Origin of the sequence: Longicatena caecimuris (assembly GCF_018406465.1) — a bacterium.
GTDB lineage: Bacteria > Bacillota_I > Bacilli_A > Erysipelotrichales > Erysipelotrichaceae > Longicatena > Longicatena caecimuris.
In genome coordinates this window covers 2,852,971-2,878,428 of record NZ_AP024510.1, presented here as the reverse complement: position 1 = coordinate 2,878,428, position 25,458 = coordinate 2,852,971, and the positions used below count along the sequence as shown (strand labels likewise).

The window sequence follows — 25,458 nt, the reverse complement described above, 5'->3', positions numbered from 1 at the left end:
CAGGAGTGAAACGTATGATACGATTAGAAAATGTTTCAAAGGAATATAAAAACGGAGTTCATGCTCTGCGTGATATCAATCTGACCATCGAGGACGGCGAATTCGTTTATATCATTGGTCCTACCGGCAGTGGGAAATCTACGTTAATCAAACTGCTGGATGGCGAAGAAATACCAAATTCCGGCACGGTTATGGTAGAAAACATTAATGTCGGAAAATTAAAACACTCTAAAGTACCTGTGTATCGCAGAAATATCGGTGTTGTCTTTCAGGATTTTCGACTTTTGCCACGCATGACGATCTTTGAAAATATCGCTTTTGCATTGGAAGTTATCGGAATGAAAAAAGTAGATATTCGACGCCGTGTGCGGGAAGTGCTAGAACTGGTTTCCTTACAGGATAAAGCCAAAGCCTTCCCAGATGAATTAAGCGGCGGACAGCAGCAGCGAGCAACTATCGGTCGAGCTATTGCCAATCATCCGAAAGTGCTGATTGCGGATGAACCTACGGGAAACTTGGATCCGCAAATGTCGGCGGAAATTATGGATCTGTTGGAAAAAATCAATGAAGTAGAACATGCGACCATTGTCATGGTCACGCATGACTCTACCATTGTCGATCGTTTCAAAAAACGCACCATCTGTCTGGAAGAAGGCTACGTGATAGCCGATATCATGAAGGGGGGCTACTTGAAACATGAGTAATTTCTTTCGTTTCTTGCCCAAGCATATAAAAACGGCCTTTATAAGTATCTTTCGCCATTTGGCCATGTCTTTATCTGCCATCAGCGCTGTTACGGTAACTTTATTACTGTTTAGTACCTTTTTGATGATTGCAGGTAATATTTCATTATTCACAAAAAATATTGAAGATGATCTGCGCATTCATGTTGTGTTGCAACCTGATGTGGTGAAACAGGCGGATATTGATAATGTACAAAAAGACATTGAAGGCATACAAGGTGTAAAAAAAGTGACCTTTTCTGATGCCGATCATGAATTGGAACTTATGATCAAGGAGCATGGAGAAGATTTTAAAATGTATCGGGGAAAAGAGAATCCCTTAAGTAATGCTTTCTTTGTTTCGGTGAAGGATGCCGATACCATTGCGGCTATCAGTAAGCAGATAGAACAATTGGATCATGTAAAACAGACGATGTATGGTGGAACCAGTGTACCAAAGATGGTGTCCATGGTTGACTCCATCCGTTTTGGCGGATTGATCTTTGTCATCTTGTTGACTCTTTTGGCACTTTTCCTGATCAGTAATTCGATTAAAATGACTATATATGCCCGCAATGCTGAAATTGCCATCATGCGAAATGTCGGTGCCACCAATTGGTACATCAAAGTTCCGTTCATGTTGGAAGGTATTCTAATTGGCTTATTGGGAGCCATCTTACCATGCATCTTTACATATTTTGGTTATCCTTATGTATATGAAATGCTGGGCGGCCAAATCGTCACAAGCTTATTTGGTTTACAACCGATATATCCATTCACCTTACAAATCTGTGCCGCTTTATTAGGCTTTGGTATGTTGGTAGGTTTGATAGGCAGTTTCTTATCAACGACGAAATATCTGCATTGGAAACGTTAAGCAAAAAAATAGTATGAGTATGATAAAATGATTCATCTTATAAGGTGAAGCCGGACATCATGCTCTTTTCTTTATGCACCTTACGATTTTTAGATGTTCATGAAAGGGAATTGTGAGAATGTCAAGAGTCTGTTATAATCAACATAGAACAATGAAGAGGAGAGATCAGATGTATGGATAGAAAAAAAGTGATGAAAATAGCTGTCATAGGAGTGCTATTGTTGAGTTTCTGCTTTCTGATAACTGCCCCTATTCATGCCGATGTAGGAAATTCCTTCAGTGGCGGCGGTGGCGGACACAGCTCAGGAGGAGGTGGGGGATACTCCCATTCTTACGGCGGTTCCGGTGGATTAAGTGGTATTTTCTTTCTATCAAGTTCACCGATAGGAATTGTCGTGCTGGTCTTATTGGTTTTATATGCCGTATATAATATGCGAAAAGGAAAGGGAACAGCCAATACGTATACTTATGCCAATCCCGGCATTAAATCTAATGAAGGTATCTTTGAAGAGGAAATTATTGCCCGTATCCAGGAAGAAGATCCTGCATTCTCAGCCGAAAACTTTCGTAATTATGCAAGTGAAGTGTGGTTGACCTTGCAAGAGGCATGGGAAGCCAAAGATTGGCATAAGGTACGCCCATTTGAAAGTAATACTTTGTTCAATGTTCATAATCGCCAATTACAGGAATATATAGACCATCATAAAACCAATTACATGAATATGCAGAATGTCAGAGGCATTACGATTGCCAGCTATAGCAGTGATGAGGAACATGAAATCATCCATGTGAAGTTAGATGCCAGCCTGCTTGATTATGTTGTCGATGATGACAGTGGCAAAGTGTTAGAAGGAAGTAAAACAGATTATGTATATCGTTCTTATAATCTTGAATTTATTCGTAAGAAAGGGATAAAAACAAAAGAACAGGAAGGTACAGCCGTTACCAATTGCCCGAATTGTGGAGCACCTACTACGGTGACCAGCAGCGGACAATGTGAATATTGTAAATCCATCATTACCAATGGTGACTTTGGTTGGGTATTAAACCGTTACAGTCCATGGTAAGCATACTTAGACATATCCAATATATGAGGAGGAGGTAAGCATATGGGATTAATTAAAGCAGCTATCAGCAGTGCGAAAACAACATTAGCCGATCAATGGCTGGAGTATTTCTATTGTGATTCATTAAGCGATGATGTGTTGGTTAAAAAAGCCAGTAAACGTGTCGATGCCGGAAGTAACACGAAAGGCAGTCCGGATGTCATCACCAATGGCAGCGGTATTGCGGTTAATGAAGGACAGGCAATGTTGATTGTGGAAGACGGTAAGGTCGTTGATTTTACTGTAGAACCCGGTCGTTTTATCTGGGATTCTTCCAGTGAGCCAAGTTTGTTTGATAACGGCTGGCAGGGATTAAAGGATTCCTTTAAAACGTTTGGGAAACGATTTACAATGGGTGGTACTGCCGGTAAAGATCAACGTGTTTATTTCATCAATTTAAAGGAAATCTTTGATAATAAATTTGGCAGTGCGACACCGATGGCATATAACGATCCAACATATCGTGCGATTTATATTCGTTATTTTGGCTCTTATACGTTCAAGATCAAAGACCCTATCGTTTTCTATACCAACATCAGTGGAAATATTCGTGATGTTTATACAAAAGCTGATTTGATGGAACAATGCGATGCAGAATTCGTGAATGCATTGGATGAAGCTTTGGCAAAATGTAGTGATGAAGGATTCCAATTTAATGATCTGCCAAAACGGCAGCGTGAAATTGCGAAGTTCATGAATGACACCCTCGATGAAGAATGGCGTGAACGTCGGGGAATGGAAATTGAAGCTGTCGCAATCTCTAAGGTTACACCGGATGATGAATCCAGAAAACGTATCGAAACCATCGATGATGCCATCATGTTATCTGATTCTCGCGTAGCAGCCGGAAGACTTGCTGGCGCACAGGCCAATGCTATGGAGAATGCAGCCAGTAATGAAGCCGGAGCTTTTACCGGATTCTTAGGTATGGGAATGGCCAATGCAGCAGGTGGACAAGGTGCTAATATGTATAGCGGCATGCAGCAACAAGAAGATAATCCTTTCTTTATGAAGAAGGAACCAGCCTCATCTAAGCCAACATGGACGTGTGCTTGCGGCGCTGTCAACAGTGGTAACTTCTGCAGTGAATGTGGAAAACCGAAACCGCAAGAAGAAGGATGGACATGTGCTTGTGGAGCAGTCAATTCCGGCAACTTCTGTAGTGAATGTGGAAAACCAAAACCAACAAAAGGTTTTGTTTGCAGTAATGAAGCATGTGGCTATACCAGTGATGAGAATATGAAATTCTGTCCAGAATGTGGCAGCCCGAATAAAAACAAATAAACACGAAAAGAAGTGTGAACAGCACTTCTTTTTCATACAAAAAACGATGTAGCTGTGAATAAAAAAGTGCTATACTATACATAAAGCATACATAGGGGAGTGTTGTTATGGAGTAAGAAACCGGTTATTTAATTATGGCAAGAAAGATGGCATATTGTTATCTTTTTCTGTTCAACAGTTTATTTCTATACTGGTTTATCGACTATTTTTATAATCTGAATGCTTCTAAATACTATTTTTATATCACAATTACCGCAATCACGTTACTGATTAGCAACGTGCTGCATGCTCTTCATAAGCTACAGCTAAAAAAAGATAATCAAACAACAACATGGAATTTTTCCATCTCGGATAAATTGCTTTTTCTTTGTATTAGAAGCTATCCGATAACAACCATGATAAGCGTTTACCAATCATCTTCTCATTGGTTAAACGCTTTTCCTATATAGTGTAGCAATTGTAAGGATATATTGTAAAAATATCGCGATTCATGTAATTTTTGACATAATTAAAAAGAGATATATGAGATAATATATATACGTGAAGTCGGGGTAGGTGAGTAAGAAATGAATGTTGCTGTTTATAATTTTTTATATGCACTCGCCGTCACCTATTATCTGGATACTCTTTTAACAAGAGCATATGGAAAAACTTCCCTGTACATCCATCTTATCTGTAATTTGTTCAGTTCCATTGTTATCATGAATATTTTTTATGAAGAACTATTGATGCGCGAATTCTTATATTTTAGCAGTTTGCTTTTTATTATCTGCTTCTTGTATAAAGACCGTTTATTATGGAGAATGGTCGTTCTTGTGATCCTTATGCTGATGGTTCCTATCTTGGAAATCCCTTTGGATCTTTATGTAATAAATTGTACCACGTATTCACCTGAAGTATTTTTACAACAGTATCCGCTAACCATGCCATTATTAGGGCTTTGGAATTTTATTGGTTTATGGCTAGTATCATATTTTTTAAGAAAAAGACGGCACGCGGTTTTACACATAAATGTTTATTTGACAGTGTTGCTTTTATCATATTTCTTATTAATATTTTTTATACCGTTGTTAATTTACTTACAAGATTTTTTAAAAGCACAATCACCAATTTTATTGATGATGGAAATCTTGCTGCTATGGTTAAATCATTATGTATTGAAAAAATACTATGACAGCACGCTGCAAATCAAGCGAATGCAAAGTAATACCCAGGTGATGTTAGAAGAAGTTGAACAGATGAAGGAGTATAAAATGGAATATAATCAGATCTTACGTCATGACTTAAAAAATCAACTAGCGGCATTAGAACTCATGTGTAGAAAAGATAATACTACCAAAAGAAGGGAAGATGAATAGGAATGCAAACAGCGGATACATCTTTTAATTTTTTAATTTATAATGTACTCTTATCGATTGGCATTGCTTGTTTTTTTGATTCTTTACTAGAACGAAACTATAAGATACTGTCTTTGCCTGCATGTATCATGATTTGCTCTGTGGCAGCTCTGATTACCGAAACCATACTTATTCATCAAGTCGTTATGCGTAATATTTTTACATATGCTTGTTGGTATTTCGCTCAACATATCTTTTATAAAGGATCAGCAAAACAAAATGTTTTCCACATTCTGGCAATCAGCTGTCTGTTGATCTTGTCAGAATTGCCATTTGACTTTGTATTATTACTACTAAAAGGGGATATCGCTTCTTTTTATGCAGAGCATACGGATGTTATCTTTCTATCACTTCTTTTGATATACCCATGCATGGCCTTATGTTCACGCAGTATACGAAAAAAAGACCATCTTTCCATATCAATCGACCTGTACCTATGGATAATCTTTCTATTAGCCTTCTTTATGATCGTATTGTTCCCGTTATTTGTTATTATCGGCGGTTATTATAAATATGATATGAGAATATGTTTTGTATTGGCAATGGCCTGCTTTATCGGAAGTGTGATTACCCTATGGGGGTATGTGCGAAAGAAAAGGAGTGAATTAGCATTACATAACCATCAAGTATTTTATACAGAAGTGAATGAATATTATTTAAACGATGTAAAGAAAAGAGATGAATATGTACGACTTTTTCGCCATGATTTGCAAAATCAATTAGAAACAGTCAAAACATTACAGAGGAGGAAGAAAGATGATGCAACTCGTATTAGTAGAAGATGAATATATCCAATTGGAAGAATATCGAACATTATGCGAACAATATTTGCAAGGGGAACAATATAAAATTACTTGTTATGTGAATGCTGAAGGTTTGCAAGAACATATGAAATTAGGGAAGCCGATAGACATACTTATTATGGATATTCGCCTGTCAAATGCCAATGGTATTGAACTAGCAAAACAAGTTAAGCGGGTATACCCACATACGGCAGTTATATTTATAAGCGCTTATTTAGAATACGCTCCTTTTGTGTATGAAGTTGACCATGTCTATTTCATTTATAAAAAAAACACCTTACATCGCTTTCCTAAAGCGCTGGCAAAAGCCATTAAGCATTATCACAATAAAGAGCGCAACATATTGCCGATCCATTGGAAAAAAGAAGTTATCTTATTAAGCATTTCCGATATTATTTATATCGAACGGGAAGGACGTAAAACAAATATCATTATGTGTGATGAAGAACAAGCCGTTTATCAGAAGATCGATGATATCATGAAACAATTACCTGAGGATTTATTTATTCGTATTCATCACAGTTTTATTATCAATTTTGATTACATCCGCTCTTTTTCAAGAGATAAAATCATTATGAAAAACGGAAAAGAATTGCCTGTTAGTCGAAGCTATGAAAAAACCGCAAAAGAAAAAATTTATCATCTAATGGATGAAAGCATGGTGTAGTTATGAATATATTATCAGTTACATCTTTTCAGCTCTTTTACCAGACAATGTTAAACATCGTATTCGTATGGTTTTGCTATCGCTGTCTTACATTCAAAGGGAAACCATGGCAATATGGTGTTTTCGCACTCTTCTTTATGATTTGTAATATGTTACCATTTTTATCAAGTGACAGAGTTGTGCGATCACTGATTGCATATGCGGTAATGTTAGGTTTTGTTATTTTCTTATTTGAAGACCAAATCAAATATCGCATATTTGTGGCGATTTCATATCTTATGATTTTATTCGTACCGGAATTTTTGTTCGATTTTATTGTTATGTATATTTTGCATATTGATATAATGACTATCTTATTAAAACAGCCATGGGTATATGGCATATGCTTTCTGATTACATGGGGTTTTGCTTATCTTGTACAAAAAATCCTACGTTCATATTTTCAAACATCACCTTCCAGAAATCCGGAATATTTGTTATTATTGTGTGCCAGTGGAATGATTACTATTTTTTTGGCACCGGTATTTTATTTACTGTGCTGTCCGAAAAACGAAATCAACTACTTTATAACAGGAATTGTCCAAAGTGGCTTTTTTATCATCTTTTGTTATGAAGCACGTCATGTCAGTCTTATGTATCAAAGACAAGAAAAGGTGAAAGCATCTTATGCATCTTATGAACTGTTATTAAGAAATTGTGAAGATAATCGAATGTACCAGCATGTATTACATCATGATTTACAAAACTATATGGAAACAGCACATATGCTGTTACATCAGGAGGAACAACATGGTTCAATTTTTAATGAAGAATAAAGAAATCGGTTTATTAGGTATCATGCAAGTGCTGATCTTCATTGTTTTAGCATTTGGACAATGGCATAAAACAAGTGATATGTATGTATATGCAGGAGTATTCTTATTACAGGTTATTTCCTGCGTCGTGTTATATTGTTTGTTTCGTAAAATACTTCGCAACATTGAAGAAGAGAAAAAACAAAGTATGTTGAAGAAGCAACAAAAGTATGCCGAAGAACACAAAAAGGTGAAAGCACAATTGGATAATCAGTTAGAGGACATTGAAGAGCAAGTTTCGCTTATGTTAAAAAATCTACAGATGAATGCGGAAAAGATGAGTGAAAAAGCATTCCATGAAGCGGTAAATGAGATTATTGCCAACAGTGAACAGCTTTATCAAGTGGATTTTTGTGATAATAAAACGATTGATGCTATCCTGTATAATAAATCACTGTTAGCAAAAAGCCTACATATTCCCTTTGATATCCAAGTGCAAATACCGCAACAGCTCAATATTGCATATGTCGACCTAATATGTGTCTATGCCAACTTATTAGATAATGCAATTGAGGCAAATTGCCAAGTTGATGAAAAACAGCGCATGTTAAAAATAACTTCGGCATTAAAAATGAATCAGCTGATCGTTAAGGTAGAAAACGCAAAACCTGCCAATCTACACATTGATAAAAGCAGCGGGAAAACGACAAAAACAGATACGAGTGAACCGCATGGACTAGGATTAAAAATTTTGCAGCGGACAGCTGAAAAGTATCATGGTGATATGTTTATTCAGGATAAGGGACATGAGGTAAGCATCACCGTGTTTATGGAAAATGTTAATATTGGTTCCATATCGTAAAAATATCAAGCACCATGTCATTTTTCGTAAGGTATCTACTCTTTATTCGACTATAATAAAAATGATTGATTAATAAAGAAAGGTGGATCAGCAGAGATGAAAAAGATTATGATGAGTATTTTTGCAGGTATATTGTCGATATCTTGTATGACGTTGCCGATAGAGGGGAAAACACGTTGTTCTTCAGAGGTAAGCAGAGCGGCAGATGATTTTTATGATGGTTATCAATATGATGAAACAACAGGCTGTTATTATGAGCTTTTACCTTATGAAGATGCATATGTAAAAGTTTTCTTACCTAAAAATACAGAAGCATTTATGATACCTGCAAAAATTGCCGGCTATCCTGTAAAAGAGGTGGCGATAAAAAGTTATGCCTATGGTCTCACTGATAAATATGCAGAAGCATATAATAAGTTAAAACAAATCAATGTAGCGAAAGATAACGCTTATTTTTCTAGTCAGAATGGGGTACTTTATGATAAAGAAGGAACGACCTTACGATACTATCCGGCAGGAAAACCGGAAACTAGCTTTATAGTACCAGCAAAAGTAAAAGATATAGCGAATTTTGCTTTTATTTCTAATCGTTATTTACAGACGTTGGATACCAATGGTTTGACTTCTATTGGTTTTGGAGCCTTTTATGATTCTAATATTCAAAAATTAAAAATCAATAAGACATTAAAAGATATTGCTTTTGGCGTAGCAATTGCTAATATGCCACCTACATTTGGCAAATGTAAACAGCTAAAAGCGTTTGAAGTTGATGCGGGAAATCAAAACTTTTCAACAATAGATGGCGTGCTTTTCAATAAAGACTGTTCAAAACTCATATATTATCCGAATGCGAAAGGACAATTTTATACTGTTCCTAATAATACGAAAACAATTTCTCAATATGCATTTTGGCTAAGCGGATATGATAGTGGTGAGATGAAACAACTTACTATCGGGAAACATGTGACAAATTTCGTTGATGATGTCAGATCAACAACTTTTAATGGATGTGGGAAAGCGTCTATAAGGTGCTATAAAGATTCTTATGCATATACTATATGTCTACAAAAAGGAATGAATGTTATAACGATACCAGAAAAGATAGCACTGAATTGTGTTTCAAAAACATTAGAGAAAAACGCAACCTATAGTTTCAAACTGACGACTTTCCCTAGCGATGCATCTAGATCTGTTACGTGGAGAACAGGTAACAGTAAAGTAGCTAACATTGATAAGAATGGTAAAGTAACTGCTGTAAATGCAGGGAATACTTATATATATGCAAAAACACCGGAAGGGTTGGAAGCAAAGGCAAAGGTTACGGTTATTCTTCCATCCATAACAAAAACAAACATTACAGTAAGCAATAGTGCCTATACGGGGTCACAAATCAAACCATCCATCACTATAAAAGATGGCACAAAAACTTTAAAAAATGGAACAGATTATACAGTATCTTATGGAAAGAATACCGCATTAGGTAAAGGAACGGTAAAGATCAGTGGTAAAGGAAATTATACCGGTTCGATTACGAAGACATTTACAATTAGTAAACGAAGTGTCACTACATTAAGCTATGGTGGTCTTTCCGCAAGAACCTATACGGGAAAGGCTATCAAACCATCCATTAGCGTGAAGTATGGAAAAACGACCTTAAAGAATGGACGCGATTATACAGTTTCTTATGGAAAGAATATTTCTCCCGGCAAAGGAACGGTAAAGATCAGTGGAAAAGGGAATTATACCGGTTCGATTACGAAGACATTTACAATTAGTAAACGAAGTGTTACCACATTAAGCTATAGCAGTCTATCTACAAGAACCTATACAGGAAAGGCTATCAAACCATCCATAACGGTGAAATATGGAAAAACAACTTTAAAAAACGGACGTGATTACACACTGTCTTATGGAAAAAATGTAGCAACCGGAAAAGGCACAGTAAAAATCACCGGAAAAGGCAACTATAGTGGAACAATCACTAAGAGCTTTAAGATCGTACCTAAAAAACCAAGTGTGAGTATCAAGGCAGGGAAAGGAAGCTTAAAGGTAACAGCCAAAGCCACAGGAGCAAGCGGGTATCAAATAGCCTATGCCACAAGTGCTAAAGGAAAATTGAAGTATGTGACAAGTGGTACGAGTAAAACCTTAAAACTATCAAGAAATAAGACGTATTATGTAAAAGTAAGAGCTTATAAAACAATGGATGGTAAAAAGTATTATGGCTCTTACAGTACGATGAAACCTTGCAAGACTAAGTAAATATAAGAAAACACTGAATTTACATTTAGCATAAGTAGATACAGTGTTTTTTTAATTAATTATTAAATTAATATGGTTTTTCAAGTGCTAATTTTTATGGAAAATATGAAGGATATTCTATACGGTAAAAATATCAAGCACCATGTCATTTTTCGTAAGGTATCTACTCTTTATTCGACTATAATAAAAATGATTGATTAATAAAGAAAGGTGGATCAGCAGAGATGAAAAAGATTATGATGAGTATTTTTGCAGGTATATTGTCGATATCTTGTATGACGTTGCCATTGGATGTGGAAAATACAACATTAGGGCTGTTAAAAGTAAGTGCGGCAGAAGATGATGGATATCAAGTTGTTGACTTTGATGCTTCAGATAGTATGGAAGGTGCAGTTGTTACGAAAAATGGTAGCCTTTATATGTGGGGACGTAATACGGATGGCGAAGTAGGGGACAATACGACGACTGCCAAACATGTGCCAACGCGCATTATGGGAGATGTCAAGGCGGTTGAAAAAAAAGAAAGGTCAACCGTTATTTTAAAAACAGATGGAAGTATATATACTAATGGATCAAATCGATATGGAGATTTGGGTATTTCAGCATCTTGGGATACTAAGAAACTTACACCAACTAAAATTATGAGTGATGTAAAAACCTATATACCGGGATCGGATTGTGCTGCTATAAAGAAAAATGGCGATCTGTATACATGGGGCGGTGATTCTTTATCTGCGATGACGGGCCAAGGAAGTAAAACGAGCACACCACCTAAAAAATTAATAAGTAATGCTGTGAAGTATAAAAGTTATAAATATTATACCGGTGCTTTATCTGCAACGAGCAATTTATACCTATGGGGAACTGGTGAAAATGGTCAGATGAAATTAGATAATGTGGCAGACTTTGACATAAAAGATCATTTCTGGGGTGTTTTAAAAAATAATGGTGATTTATTCTTATGGGGAGATAATTCTAATGGGCAAATCAGTAATGGAACGAATACGAAACAAGCCACACCAGTAAAAGTCATGAGTGATGTAGAGTCTTTTTGCATAAACGACAATCGTTCTGCCGCTATTAAAAAAGATGGATCTCTTTATATGTGGGGTGAAAACTTTTATGGTGAAATTGGTAATGGAAATGATATGGAATATGAAGTAACGAAGCCAGTAAAGATCATGGATAATGTAAAATCGGTTTCTTTATTTCAAAATATTACGGCAGTGATTACAAAAGATGATGACTTATATATGTTTGGTAATAATAATGACAGCTTAATAGGGAATGGGCAAACAATGGGAAATCAAAAAAAGCCGGTTAAAATATTATCAAACATTGCATCTATTGAGTTATCGATTAATAACGGTCTTGCTTTATTGAAAAACGGAGAAGTTTACACATGGGGATTTAATTATTTTGGACAATTAGGAAATGGAACCAAGACGGATTCTACTAAGCCAATAAAAGTTTTAACAAATGTCAAAAAAGCTAAATTAGTAGACAACTCTGTTTTAGCGTTGATGTATACAGGTGAGCTTTATGCGTGGGGTGAAAATGTAGGATATTTATTGGGGAATACAGGCTCTGTATCTACACCAAGTAAAATCGTACTGCCGAAAGTCAAAAGTCTTTCACAAGCAACAATGAGTAGTATCAATTCTGTGACCTATACAGGGAAAGAAATAAAACCTTCTGTCACTGTAAAATACGGTGACAAGGTCTTGCTGAATAATACGGATTATACAATCGCATATAAGAATAATACAAATGCCGGTAACGCATCGGTTATCATAACAGGAAAAGGAAACTTTACAGGCAGCATATCAAAAAGTTTTGTGATAAAGAAACGAAGCATTGAAAAGTTTTCATGTTCTATGGGAAGTAAATATTCCTATTCAGGTGGACAAATCAAACCATCCATCACCATAAAAGATGGCACAAAAACTTTAAAAAATGGAACAGATTATACAGTATCTTATGGAAAGAATACCGCTTTAGGTAAAGGAACGGTAAAAATCAGTGGAAAAGGGAATTATATCGGTTCGATTACGAAGACATTTACAATTAGTAAACGAAGTGTCACTACATTAAGCTATGGCGGTCTTTCCGCAAGAACCTATACGGGAAAGGCTATCAAACCATCCATTAGCGTGAAGTATGGAAAAACGACCTTAAAGAATGGACGCGATTATACAGTTTCTTATGGAAAGAATATTTTTCCCGGCAAAGGAACGGTAAAGATCAGTGGAAAAGGGAATTATACCGGTTCGATTACGAAGACATTTACAATTAGTAAACAAAGTGTTACCACATTAAGCTATAGCAGTCTATCTACAAGAACCTATACAGGAAAGGCTATCAAACCATCCATAACGGTGAAATATGGAAAAACAACTTTAAAAAACGGACGTGATTACACACTGTCTTATGGAAAAAATGTAGCAACCGGAAAAGGCACAGTAAAAATCACCGGAAAAGGCAACTATAGTGGAACAATCACTAAGAGCTTTAAGATCGTACCTAAAAAACCAAGTGTGAGTATCAAGGCAGGGAAAGGAAGCTTAAAGGTAACAGCCAAAGCCACAGGAGCAAGCGGGTATCAAATAGCCTATGCCACAAGTGCTAAAGGAAAATTGAAGTATGTGACAAGTGGTACGAGTAAAACCTTAAAACTATCAAGAAATAAGACGTATTATGTAAAAGTAAGAGCTTATAAGACAATGGATGGTAAAAAGTATTATGGCTCTTACAGTACGATGAAACCTTGCAAGACTAAGTAAGCTTAAAAACCATCTTATGGAAAGAAAAAGAAGTGTTTCTATCGCGAATATTGTGCGTAAGAAACACTTTTCTTTACCTGTACCACCTTCCTCCAACCATATGCTTTTTCCTCTGTAATCATCAGGTATCCATGAAATATTACCTCTTTGATACGATGGTAAGAAATGTATATTCCCCTTAGAAATGGTAAAAAAACTCTAGTTTCTACTTGCTATATGTTGTATAATGTGGTAGATTGTGCAAATAGTGCTTATAGGAAGCAATGAAAAAAGGAGTATTGTATATGTTTAAAAGCGTACAGTATGTAGTAAAAGAAAACTTCTCTAACTTATATCGTATATTCTGCATCGCAAAGTATGAATTACTTGCGGATATGCGTGACTCTAAGTTTGGATTATTTTGGAATTTTGCATCACCGGCAATTCAGGTGCTTACATATTTCCTGATTTTTGGTTTGGCATGGTCAAGAAAACCTATCAAACATGATGGTATTGAAATTAATTATCTGCCTTGGTTGGTCGTTGGGTATGCGGCATGGTGGTTTATTCAGCCATGTATTCAGAATGGTTGTAATGCCATTTTCTCCAAAACCAGCGTTATCACCAAAATGAAATTCCCTGTCAGTGTCTTACCGGCAACGATTTGTGCGAAGGAATTCTTTAATCACCTTTGTATGATGCTGATTGCGATCGTGATGTTATTTATGTGCGGATTCTTCCCGAATGTATATTGGTTAGGATTGATTTATTTCACGATCTGTTCCTTTATATTCGTTGAATCTGTCACCTTGATCTTATCCGTCTTAACGATGTTGTGGAGAGATGTCAGAAAACTGGTAACTTCGCTAATGCGAATGCTGATGTATTTTTCACCCGTTATTTGGGAATGTCATTTTGCGGCAAGTGTTCCATTTCATAATATCCTAAACATTATTATGAAATTAAATCCGGTGTATTATATCGTAAATGGCTACCGTGATTGTATTTTCTATAATAGATGGATATTTGCTCACCCGGCACAGACGATTTATTTCTGGGGAGTAACGATTGTCTTATTTGTAATTGGCTGTATGCTGATGTATAAGTTTAAACGTAAGTTCATTGACTTAATTTAGGCAGGTGATAAGAATGGCAAAAAATACATATGAAACAAACCCTTATGCGGTTGAATTACATCATATTTCTAAAATTTATAAATTAAAGAAAAAAGACGGACAAAAGTCAAATGATAATGAAAGCTTTTATGCGTTAAGAGATATTAGTATCAAAGTTGAAAAAGGCGATGTTGTTGGCGTGTTAGGAACCAATGGTTCCGGTAAATCAACGTTATCCGTTATTTTAGCCGGTATATCCGATATTGATGGCGGGGAAATGAATGTTAGCGGAGAACAAGCCTTAATTTCCATCAATACTGGGCTGAATCAACAATTGACCGGCTTAGAAAATATCAACGTTAAGGGTGCTTTGATGGGCCTTTCTAAAAAACGTATTCAGGAAATTACAGAGGACGTTATTGAATTCGCAGAATTAGGCGATTTCTTATATCAGCCGGTAAAAAAATATTCCAGTGGTATGAAATCAAGACTTGGTTTTTCAATATCTCTGGCATTGGATCCGGATATCTTTATTGTCGATGAAGCCTTATCCGTAGGAGATAAAGGATTCGCCCAGAAATGTATGAATCGTATGAAAAAACTGCGTGATGAACAAGGAAAGACAATTTTCTTTATCTCACATGCATTGCCACAGGTACGAGAATTCTGTAAGACGGGCATGTGGATTGAAGGTGGAAAACTTATTGAATTTGGTGAAATTAATGAAGTATGTGACCACTATTCAGAGTATGTAGATAAATTGAATGCAATGAGTGATAAAGAAAAGAAGAAAATGTTAAATGAAAAATTTGAACAGCGAATCATTCATAACTATAAAGAGGGATTCTTATCTAAATTATTCACGAAAAAATAAAGCAACAACATCGTTGTTGCTTTTGCTCTATAGTTGAAAGGGTTAGAACATGCGATGAAAGGAGTTTTTTATGGATAAAGCAGTTGAAAATACAACGACGAGATTAGTGTGGCTAGACCAATTAAAAGCTATTTCCATGTATTTCGTCGTTTTAGGTCATTCACTGTTAAAGTTTAAAGAAGGAAAAGTATTTCGTTTTATTTATTCCTTCCATATGCCATTATTTTTCATGATATCCGGCTTAACATTTCGTCCTGATAAATATACGACTATCATGGATTGTGTGAAAGATAAAATCATAAAACTAGCTCATCCCTACATCATGTTAAATATATTATCCTTGCCTTTTTGGTACATCAACATGAAAACCCATATGATCCAACCGGATTCTTTGATAGAAGTTTTATTCGGTGTCTTTTATTCCAATAGCGCCGTTGTCAGAGCTCCATCCAATGCGACATGGTTTTTAATGACCTTATTATTTGCTGAGGTTATTTATTATATGATACATTATTATTTAAAAGATGATAAATCGGTCTTCTTAATGTCGTGTATCTTGGGTGTCATCGGTGTTATGGCACCGTTGGGAAAAGAGTTTTTGGATGCTCCATTCCATTTTGATGTATCTTTAGTTGCGCAATTTTATTATGGTTGTGGCTATCTGATAAGAAAGTATTTTACGAATTTCATGAATGCCTTTAAGGAGCATTATCGCTTTAAAATCTTTCTGTTGTTCTGTGTGGGAACCTTTTCGGCATTTATCAATAAGCAAGTAGATATGAGCAATGAGCTGTATCGCAATATCACCTATATGTTGATTAGTTCTTTCTCATTATCCTTCATTCTCATCTTTCTTGCGAAAAAGTTTAATTTCCACTCGAAGCTATTATCCTATATCGGACAGAATACCATTATCATATTAGCTTTGCACATCCCTATGTTACGTATTCTCCAAGCGGCTTTCCCGATTTTTTTAACAAGTCAGTTTTATGCCGTGTTAGCATCCATCATCATATACTTCATCATGGTGATATTTATATGGTTTATTAATCGTTATTTATATTTTATAGTAAAAATGCCCAAAAGGTTCCAAAACATAATTCATCGATTTTAAGAACGGAGTGAAAAGATGCAGGCAATTATTAAGCTAGGTACCGCAGCCTTAAATGTTTTATATTTTTTCATAAAACTTTTACCGGTAAAAAATAAAGTTGTCATGATATCCCGACAATCAAATACACCATCCATAGATTTCATCTTGTTGAAAAAAGCTCTTCAACAACAAGATGCATCCGTCGATGTCGTGTTTTTATGTCACACCTTGGATGGCGGATTAAAATCATCGTATAAAGATAAAATCAAATATGCCTTTCATATGTTGAAGCAGATGAAAGAGATTGCCAGCAGTAAAGTGATCGTCTTAGATACCTATTGTATCGTCATCTCTCTTTTAAAACATAGACGTTCTTTAAAAATCATTCAGATGTGGCATTCGATAGGAACGATGAAAAAATTTGGTTATACCGCATTGGATACGGCAGAAGGAACAAGTACGAAGATTGCGACGGCCATGCGCATGCATGAACAGTATTCCTATGTATTCGCCAGTTCCCCTGCTTATCAAGCCGATTTAGCAAAGGGATTTCATTGCCCTGAAGACATTGTACGCATTTATCCTTTGCCAAGAGTGGATATCTTAACCGATGCTTCTTATAAACAAGAAATGCGTAAAAAGCTATATCAAAGATATCCAATCTTGAAAGAAAAGCAAGTTATTTTATATGTTCCAACATTTAGAAAAAAGGAAACGATGATGCAGACATATGTTGATAAACTGTGTGATGCCTTATATGATGATCAGATCTTAGTGGTAAAACGGCATCCATTATCAAAGCTGACGATTCACAATCCTCATGTATTGGTTGATACTTCCTTTACCTCCTTTGATATGTTGTTTGTTGCCGATGCTGTTATCAGTGATTATTCTTGTATTATTTATGAAGCGGCTTTATTAAATATCCCTCTGTATTTTTATAATTTTGATATGCAAAATTACACCGGTAAACGAGGTCTTGCGATAGACTATGAAAACGAGCTTCCCGGAGTCATCAGTAAAGATCCTAAAGTCATTATTGATTCTATTGAAAAAGAGCCGTATGATATGGATGAATTACAACGCTTCTGCAAAAAATATGTGGTATATGATGGGAACACCAGTCTTCATATTGCCGATTTTATATTGAATTTGATGAAAGAAGGAAACGATGCACATGAATAAAGTTATCATAACCGATATGTATTGGCATAATATTTATCTGACATTATCTTTACAAGGGGATGCCATCAAGGACTGCCATTTTTATGTGACGGATTTAAAAAAAGTATATCCTTTGGAACAACCTGTAGACAATAAGCTGACGATAAATATGGTAAATATTAATGAAACCAAACTTTTAGATAATGGGAAATGGTATTTTTATTATGAAAAAGATCATGAAAAATATTATCTCAGTATCACAGCGGCATGTGGATATAAATTGGAACAATTGGATAAGCTGTATCGTTATGGCCAAGAATGCTATGCCTATGCCATTAATTTTCAGATTAGCGATATGGCGGTTTTACAGAAAAAAGCGACGCAGACTCCTTTGGTCATCCATGGGGATGAAGAAGATTTGATTTTATGTGCCTTTACCACTTATATGAAAAGAAATGATCATCCCAATCGAAAAGATGTGCGCTTAGAATCAAAATCTTTCAAACAAGGATGTCGGAAAGTAGCTTTTATTCTTACCAAAGCGGCAATCAGAGGGATTTTTGCGGTATTAAGCAGCTGTCGTAAAAAGGATGGCAAACATGTGCTCTTCATGTCTGAAACAAGAACACCGATTGGCGGTAATTTAAAAGCGATTGATGATCGTATGAAAGAACGCGGTTTAGATAAAACTTTTAAAATAAGTTATTCTTTCTCAAAAACCTTGCAGCAAAGCAAGTTTAAAACTTTTTTTACATGGTCAAGATTGTTGTGGCTCATTGCGAAACAGGACTATATTTTTGTGGATGACTATGTCCCTATTTTTAAAACGATTACTTTAAGCTCTAAAACAAAACTGATACAGGCATGGCATGCCGGAGTCGGCTTTAAATCGGTAGGATATTCACGTTTTGGAAAAGCCGGCTCACCATTACCGAAAGATTCATGTCATCGTAAATATGATTATGCCTTAGTAGGCAGTAAAGGCTTAATTCCGGTTTATGAAGAAGTTTTCGGAATTGATCGTTCGCACTTTTTAGCAACCGGATTGCCACGTTTGGATAATTATTTAGATGAAGAACGCATAAACGCTTATAAAAGGAAGTTCTATCAGGATTTCCCGGAATTAAAAGGTCGTAAGATCATCATGTTTGCACCAACCTATCGAGGAAATACGCAAAGTGATGCATATTATCCATATGATAAGATTGATATGGATGGTATTGCAAAGCTTTGTGAACAAGACTATGCCTTTATCTTCAAGATGCATCCTTTTATTCAGGAAAAAGTGGATATTCCTGTTGCTTATGCAACCTATGTGAAAGATTTGTCACAATATGGTGATATCAATGATATGTTTTATATTACGGATATCTTAATTACAGATTTTTCAAGTAATATTTATGAATTTGCGTTACATAAAAAGCCAATCATTTTCTATGCGTTTGATAAAGATTATTATCAGCTGCGCCGAGGGGTGCATCGCAGTTTGGATGATGCGTGCGGTAAGGTGTGTACAACGTTTGATGAGGTCTTATCGACCATTCGTAATAAAACTTTTGAAATGGAAAAACTGGCTGCATTTATTGAAGAATGCTTTGATACACATGAGAAACGGTCGAGTGATATCGTGATAGACAGCATCCTTTTACATGAGAAAGGAAAGAGGTGTTGAGTATGGATGAAAGAAAACTGACAATTGTATTGACGATGCAGAATGGGGTAGAAGGGCTAGCGAAAACATTAGAAAGCCTGCGCCAACAAAAAGAGAAAGCTTTTCAGCTTATCCTTGTCTGTGCACCAAAAGATAGGGAAACGGTGGAAAAAGAAGCATTGTCATCTTTTCATGCGAAGCTTATCGAAAGTGATGCCAACCTGCGAGGAGCCTTATTGAATCAGGCGATGCAATATGTTGATACAACTTATGTGATGTTTATGGAAACCGGCGATACGATGAATCATCATTTCATCAAGAAAGCAATGAAAGTAATGGAAGAAAATCCTGCCGCTACCTTTGTTGTCGGTAAATCCTATTGTAATAACCCATTGATGACAAAAACACGCAAACAGCACATTTTAAGTAAACTTTTTATTGAAGAAGATACTGTCTATGATCTGTCACAAGAGTATTCTGCTTTACATACCGCTTTAGATTCTTCCATCTTTCATAGTGAAATGATCAAACGGATAGGATTTAATGAAACTCTGCCATTTGAAGCAGGCACCGATATGGTGATGAAGCTTCTATTAGAAAAACCGGTTTATGCCACCGTAGCAAAAGCGGAATATGAATACTTTGCGCCACGTGAAAATCAAGTGCTTTATCATGTCCCATCCCATGATGCACGCTGGTATCATGAATCTTTGCAGAGCTATCTTTTCCCATTGTTAGAATATGCGAAAAAAACCCAGAAAACGATTCCGGCCTTTTTACAAAATTATTGTGTCTATTATGTAAATTGTCGGATGATGGCCAATAAAGATAATCGCAATAAAAAAGTCGTCTTAGGGAAAAAACTAGATACGTATTTAGATTTAGTCCAAACATTATTTCTACAGATTGATGATTATTATCTCTTGAATCAAGATGAATTGTCCTATATGACAAAAAACCCGGAGATTCGTTGCATGTATTTGCGTATCAAATATGGCAAAGATCAAGTAGCATATACTTATCAAAGTGTTTTGGATGAAGAGAATGAGCGGGATGTAGAAATGTGTTTTCATGGTTTGCGCATCTCTTCTTTGAATAAACATCGCTTTACGATCAATGTCATGAATTACATTCAGGGAAAGATTTGGATCGATGGTTCATTGATCAGTATCTTTCAGCATGGGAAGGTAGAATATTACGCAAAATTTAATGGGAAAGAATATCCGGTAGTAGATACTGATGCATATTCCTTAACAAAATACTTTGGGGTCCCAGGGTATCGCCGTCTCACATATCATCTGGAATTTCCTTTAGATGAGAAAAAAGCAATGCAGAGAATTACCTTCTATGCCCGCATTCAGGGAGAAGAATATCAGATGAAGATTTCATTTGCGAATCATTGGGCAAAACTATCCAAGACACCGCGGTATTCCTACTGGCGCTTCCATAAATATTTATGTCATCATGCCGATAATGGTATTACCATTAAAAAAGCGACGAAGACAAATGTCATAAAACGAGAGATACAATTCCAATTAAATTTAATTAAAAACCATCATAAAAAAGATTTTGCGGCCTTAGGCTTTCGTTGGTTATATTGGATCACGTATCCATGGTATAAGAATAAACGCATTTGGCTCATGTTGGATAAGTTGTATAAAGGCGGAGACAGTTGTGAATATCTATACCGCTATAGTGCCAACTTTGATGATGGCATCACGAAGTATTATTTGATCAATGAAAATACAAGTGATTATCGAAAGTTGAAGGAAGATGGCTATACGCCTTTAAAGAACGGCTCGTTAAAGCATAAACTTGTTTTTGTCCACGCCGATATTGTCTTAATAACGAATTCTCATTTATTCCCATTTAATGGCTATAATAAGAGTACTTCTAAATATATCAGAGGCTTATGTAACTTTGGCTCCATGTGTCTGCAGCATGGATTATCGGTGCAAAAGTGTGCAATCGCCCAGCGCCGTATCATCGATAATACCCTGATGTATTTTTTAGCAAGTAAGTTTGAGTATGAAAATTTATCCAAACATGCTTATGGCTATCAAGGATTTGATATTTTGAAGTTAACCGGAATCGGACGTTATGACGGCTTAATTAATAATGATAAGAAACAGATCTTATTATCACCGACATGGCGTATGTACAATGCCTTGCCTGTAACAACTAGTGAAGGTGAACAAAGAGGCTATAATCCGGAATTTAAAAATTCAACATATTTCCATGTGTATAACAATTTAATCAACAATGAACGATTATTACGTTGTGCAAAAGCTTATGGATATAAGATTAAATTCTTGCTGCATCCAATCTTAAGTTCGCAGCTTGAGGACTTTACCAAAAATGATGAATTAGAAGTTATTCCTTCCGTTGGTGATCTGAGCTATGAAAAAATCTTAACCGAATCCAGCTTAATGGTTACCGATTATTCCGGTGTGCAATTTGACTTTGCGTATATGCGAAAACCGATTGTGTATTTCCATCCGGATGTTTTGCCGCCACATTATGATGATGGTATCTTCTTCTACGATACGATGGGCTTTGGTGAAATATGTACAAAGAGTGAGCAGCTGATTGATATGTTATGTGAATATATGAAAACAGGCTGTGTCATGAAAGAGGAGTATCGCAAGCGCGCAGATAATTTCTATGCTCAAAATGATCATCATAATTGTGAGCGAATTTATCAGGAAATTATGAAATTCCAGAAACAAATCGACATCGATAAGCTGCGTGTTTAGATGATATATTACGAAATCGTCAGTTGTTAGAACCTCTGTTTAGGAGTATAATAAGGCTGATGAAAACAGATACAAACGAGGAGGATTCATATGAATATAGCAATCATTTTTGCCGGTGGCAGCGGGGTACGTATGGGTGCCGGAATGCCAAAACAATTTTTAGAAATCAATGGGAAACCAATCATTATCCATACCTTAGACAACTTTCAAAATAGTCCATCCATTGATAAGATTTATATTTCTTGTAAAAAAGACTATATCACGACATTACAAGATCTGACAAAACGTTTTGCGATTACGAAGGTGTGCGGCATTGTGGAAGGTGGAAGCAACGGACAGGATTCCATCTATCGTGCATTGCGTGCAGCGGATGCAGAAAATGACAAGGATGCCATCGTCTTGATTCATGACGGAGTACGCCCGTTTGTCAGTGAAGAAGTGATTCAGAAAAACATTGAATGTGTAAAACAGCATGGCAGTGCTGTTACCTGTACCTCTTTCTTTGAAACACCGATTTTAAGTAAAGGCGGCGAAGAAGTAGAAGAGATGCCATTGAAAAAAGAAATGTTTACAGCACAGGCACCACAGAGCTTTTACTTAGGTGAAATCATGGATGCGCATAAGAAAATGCGAGAACTAAATCCAGACTATGTTGATATTGCCGATTCTTGTAACTTATATAAAAATCTGGGTAAGAAAATGTACATCGTTGAAGGAAATCGCGGAAATATTAAAGTAACGACGCCGGAAGATTTCTATATTTTACGAGCATTATTGCAATATCGTGAAAATGAGCAGATCTTAGGCTTAAAATAGATTGAGGAGGCTAGGCTACTATGAATCCAATAGTAAAAGAAGATTTACAACGTATCTGCGCACAGGATATCGCTTGGGATAAATTAAAAGATGCCGCCGTTTTGGTTACCGGTGCCAGCGGAATGGTAGGAACCTATTTTGTGCGGACCGTTTTAGCATTAAATGAAACAAGAAAGATGAATGCTACGGTTATCTGCGTTGTGCGTAATCCCAAAAAGATACCGGAAGATATAGCAAACAATCCGGCCGTAACAATTGTGGCACATGATGTAAGTAAGCCGATGGTATATGATGGAAAGGTTGATTATATCATTCATGCCGCAAGCCCGGCCAGTCCATTGATCATGCGCGAAGATCCGGTAGGTACGATTGCGGCTAACACACTAGGAGCTTTCTATACGCTAAGTTTAGCGAAAGAGAAGAATGCCAAAGGCTATATGTTTATTTCTTCCCGAGAAATTTATGGACAGCCAGATGAAAATCAGGAATTCTTCTATGAAAATACGTATGGTCTTGTGGACCCATTAGATGCTAGATCATGCTATCCTGAAGGGAAAAAAGCGGCTGAAACCATGTGTGCTTCTTTCCATAAGCAGTATGGTTTACATACGAAAATTGCACGATTAGCCCATACATATGGTCCAGGCATGTCCATTTATGATGGCCGTGTCCAGGCGGACTTCTTGAAGAATGTCCTATTCAATGAAGATATTGTATTAAAAAGTGATGGATCCAGTGTACGAACTTATACCTATATCGCAGATGCCATTGCCGGAATGTGGCGCATTTTACTAAACGGGGAAGAACTGGCATACAACATAGGAGATGAAAACGGAAAAGTTTCTATTCGTGAATTGGCTGAATTGTTAGTGAAGATAAATCCCGAGAAACATTTAAAATTATGCTTTGATATTCCTAAGGATGCGAACACAGGATGTGCACCGTTTACTATGGGAATTTTATCAAGTGAACGCTTGCGCGAGCTTGGTTGGCAACCACTTAACACAATTGAAGAAGGATTTACAAGAACATTACGTTATTTGGAGTATGAAAAAGCAAACGGAAGATTATAACAACTTAAGTCTTACGGCTGCCATGATCTTATAAGATTGGTAAGCAATAAGACTTTTTCTTTTCTTCATAAAAGAATGGGGTGTTCCTATCACGTGAATTGTTATCTCCATATAGAAAGAGTATAAAAGATAAGTAATTAAGGAAAGTTAAGATGTGTCGTATGAGACTAGGAGTATAATGCAGGTGGCAGGTGGTCATATGAAAGTAATGAAGAAGGGTATGGTATTGTTATGTGTATGTTTTTGTTTCTTCTTGAAAGGGAATACGCAAAGAGAAATCTTTGCGGAACATCTCGATCAATGTACAACTGCACAAAGTGATGGAATCCAAGGCTTTTATGAAGAAAAAGAGAATAGCTTAGATATCTTATTTCTTGGTGATAGTAATTTTACTCGCTCCATCAATCCTTTGATCGTATGGAAACAAACAGGTATCATCTCCTATACACTGGCAAGCGCGACACAAACAACATGGACCAGTACTTACCTATTAAAAAGCACCTTGCGCTATCAAAAGCCAAAAGTGTTGATTATTGACGCAAATTTATTTCGTGCTCAAAATGAAGGAAGATTAGCGCGCAATTGCGCGGCAATCAATGCCATGAAACCAGAGAAAGAACGCATGCAAGCTATACGACATTTGCTTTCTTATACGGATACCAGTATGGATGAACAAACAAAAGCAACGTTACTTCATTCCTATGTAAGAGATGTAATACGAAATCGTCTGACACCAAGAAAGCAGCAACCAGATAACAAATATACAACACATGGCTTTATTATGAATACCAAAATAGAACCATTCTATGACCGTGATTATATGCATAATAATGAACAAATACCAGTACTTGATCCTACCAATCAACAAGGGGTAAAAGAGTTAATCAGACTTGCGAAAGAACAGAAAATGCAGATCTTATTGTTACGCGTACCGGGTGCTCGAGAATGGTCCTTTTCCAGAGCGCGTTTGGTAAGTGAATTTGCTGAAAAAGAACAGGTTGATTATCTGGATATGAACCTAGAACCTTATTCATCTAAGATCAACTGGCAAACAGACACAAAAGATGGCGGTTATCATATGAATGTCTATGGCGCCGAGAAGGTAAGTGGCATGATCGCCGCTTATATTCAGCAATCTTATGGTATCAGCGGCAATAAAGACAGCGAAGTGAATAAGCAATTTCAGAGGGATTATAACCATTATCAAGATAGGAAACAGCACAATCAAAAGGAAAAAATTGAATATGATTTTACCTAAAAAATAAAGAAAGCCTTTACAGTTGAATGAATTCACACATCTTTCGCATAATGAATATAGTAACTGTATGCATTTCTTAATTTCATTTGTAATTAAGAGACAAATATTGTAAAATTAATATG

General features: G+C 36.2%; 20 protein-coding genes. All 20 read left to right on the top strand.

Annotated elements, in window-relative coordinates; all coding sequences use genetic code 11:
- Nucleotides 1-14: 14 nt before the first annotated feature.
- The 20 genes from ftsE to KJS44_RS13400 all read left to right on the top strand — a co-directional run bounded on the left by ftsE (nucleotide 15) and on the right by KJS44_RS13400 (nucleotide 25,336).
- Entirely contained in the window at nucleotides 15-704 is a 690-nt protein-coding gene (ftsE, locus tag KJS44_RS13495; protein WP_008690529.1) for a cell division ATP-binding protein FtsE, read from the top strand.
- Nucleotides 697-1,599, top strand: a complete 903-nt coding sequence (gene ftsX / locus KJS44_RS13490) for a permease-like cell division protein FtsX (protein ID WP_213540141.1) — start codon at nucleotides 697-699, stop codon at nucleotides 1,597-1,599. Before ftsE ends, ftsX begins: the two co-directional genes overlap by 8 nt.
- 173 nt (nucleotides 1,600-1,772) lie before the next feature.
- A complete protein-coding gene (locus tag KJS44_RS13485) occupies nucleotides 1,773-2,666 on the top strand; it encodes a TIM44-like domain-containing protein (RefSeq protein WP_008690531.1) in 894 nt (297 codons plus the stop codon).
- A 42-nt stretch (nucleotides 2,667-2,708) separates the two neighbouring features.
- On the top strand, nucleotides 2,709-3,989 hold the full coding sequence (locus KJS44_RS13480; protein WP_008690532.1) for an SPFH domain-containing protein: 1,281 nt from the start codon (nucleotides 2,709-2,711) through the stop codon (nucleotides 3,987-3,989).
- Nucleotides 3,990-4,555: 566 nt separating this feature from the next.
- Entirely contained in the window at nucleotides 4,556-5,347 is a 792-nt protein-coding gene (locus KJS44_RS13475; protein ID WP_008690533.1) for a hypothetical protein, read from the top strand.
- Nucleotides 5,348-5,349: 2 nt separating this feature from the next.
- The gene (locus KJS44_RS13470; protein WP_008690534.1) at nucleotides 5,350-6,171 is read left to right on the top strand and encodes a hypothetical protein; all 822 of its coding nucleotides are present in this window, start codon (nucleotides 5,350-5,352) and stop codon (nucleotides 6,169-6,171) included.
- Nucleotides 6,143-6,856, top strand: a complete 714-nt coding sequence (locus KJS44_RS13465; protein WP_017144750.1) for a LytR/AlgR family response regulator transcription factor — start codon at nucleotides 6,143-6,145, stop codon at nucleotides 6,854-6,856. Before KJS44_RS13470 ends, KJS44_RS13465 begins: the two co-directional genes overlap by 29 nt.
- A 2-nt stretch (nucleotides 6,857-6,858) precedes the next feature.
- Complete coding sequence (locus KJS44_RS13460; protein ID WP_008690537.1) at nucleotides 6,859-7,671, top strand: hypothetical protein; 813 nt, start codon at nucleotides 6,859-6,861, stop codon at nucleotides 7,669-7,671.
- Nucleotides 7,646-8,512 (top strand): ATP-binding protein, encoded by an 867-nt coding sequence (locus tag KJS44_RS13455; RefSeq protein ID WP_008690538.1) that lies wholly within the window; start codon nucleotides 7,646-7,648, stop codon nucleotides 8,510-8,512. The genes KJS44_RS13460 and KJS44_RS13455 overlap by 26 nt, the downstream gene beginning before the upstream one ends.
- 96 nt (nucleotides 8,513-8,608) lie before the next feature.
- A complete protein-coding gene (locus KJS44_RS13450) occupies nucleotides 8,609-10,774 on the top strand; it encodes an Ig-like domain-containing protein (protein ID WP_017144751.1) in 2,166 nt (721 codons plus the stop codon).
- Nucleotides 10,775-10,998: 224 nt separating this feature from the next.
- Nucleotides 10,999-13,557: an RCC1 domain-containing protein gene (locus KJS44_RS13445; RefSeq protein ID WP_017144752.1), complete on the top strand. Its 2,559-nt coding sequence runs from the start codon at nucleotides 10,999-11,001 to the stop codon at nucleotides 13,555-13,557.
- Between the two features lie 284 nt (nucleotides 13,558-13,841).
- Nucleotides 13,842-14,672 (top strand): ABC transporter permease, encoded by an 831-nt coding sequence (locus KJS44_RS13440; protein ID WP_008690542.1) that lies wholly within the window; start codon nucleotides 13,842-13,844, stop codon nucleotides 14,670-14,672.
- A gap of 13 nt (nucleotides 14,673-14,685) precedes the next feature.
- A complete protein-coding gene (locus KJS44_RS13435; protein WP_008690543.1) occupies nucleotides 14,686-15,525 on the top strand; it encodes an ABC transporter ATP-binding protein in 840 nt (279 codons plus the stop codon).
- Between the two features lie 70 nt (nucleotides 15,526-15,595).
- Complete coding sequence (locus KJS44_RS13430) at nucleotides 15,596-16,639, top strand: acyltransferase family protein (RefSeq protein ID WP_008690545.1); 1,044 nt, start codon at nucleotides 15,596-15,598, stop codon at nucleotides 16,637-16,639.
- Between the two features lie 15 nt (nucleotides 16,640-16,654).
- Nucleotides 16,655-17,803, top strand: a complete 1,149-nt coding sequence (locus KJS44_RS13425) for a CDP-glycerol glycerophosphotransferase family protein (RefSeq protein ID WP_008690547.1) — start codon at nucleotides 16,655-16,657, stop codon at nucleotides 17,801-17,803.
- Nucleotides 17,796-19,454, top strand: coding sequence for a CDP-glycerol glycerophosphotransferase family protein (locus tag KJS44_RS13420; RefSeq protein ID WP_017144753.1), 1,659 nt, complete (start codon nucleotides 17,796-17,798; stop codon nucleotides 19,452-19,454). Before KJS44_RS13425 ends, KJS44_RS13420 begins: the two co-directional genes overlap by 8 nt.
- A 2-nt stretch (nucleotides 19,455-19,456) precedes the next feature.
- Entirely contained in the window at nucleotides 19,457-22,189 is a 2,733-nt protein-coding gene (locus KJS44_RS13415; protein ID WP_008690551.1) for a bifunctional glycosyltransferase/CDP-glycerol:glycerophosphate glycerophosphotransferase, read from the top strand.
- Nucleotides 22,190-22,279: 90 nt separating this feature from the next.
- Entirely contained in the window at nucleotides 22,280-23,005 is a 726-nt protein-coding gene (locus tag KJS44_RS13410; RefSeq protein WP_008690553.1) for an IspD/TarI family cytidylyltransferase, read from the top strand.
- 20 nt (nucleotides 23,006-23,025) lie between these two features.
- The gene (locus tag KJS44_RS13405) at nucleotides 23,026-24,078 is read left to right on the top strand and encodes an NAD-dependent epimerase/dehydratase family protein (protein ID WP_008690556.1); all 1,053 of its coding nucleotides are present in this window, start codon (nucleotides 23,026-23,028) and stop codon (nucleotides 24,076-24,078) included.
- A 199-nt stretch (nucleotides 24,079-24,277) separates the two neighbouring features.
- Entirely contained in the window at nucleotides 24,278-25,336 is a 1,059-nt protein-coding gene (locus tag KJS44_RS13400; protein ID WP_226896998.1) for a hypothetical protein, read from the top strand.
- Nucleotides 25,337-25,458 lie beyond the last annotated feature (122 nt).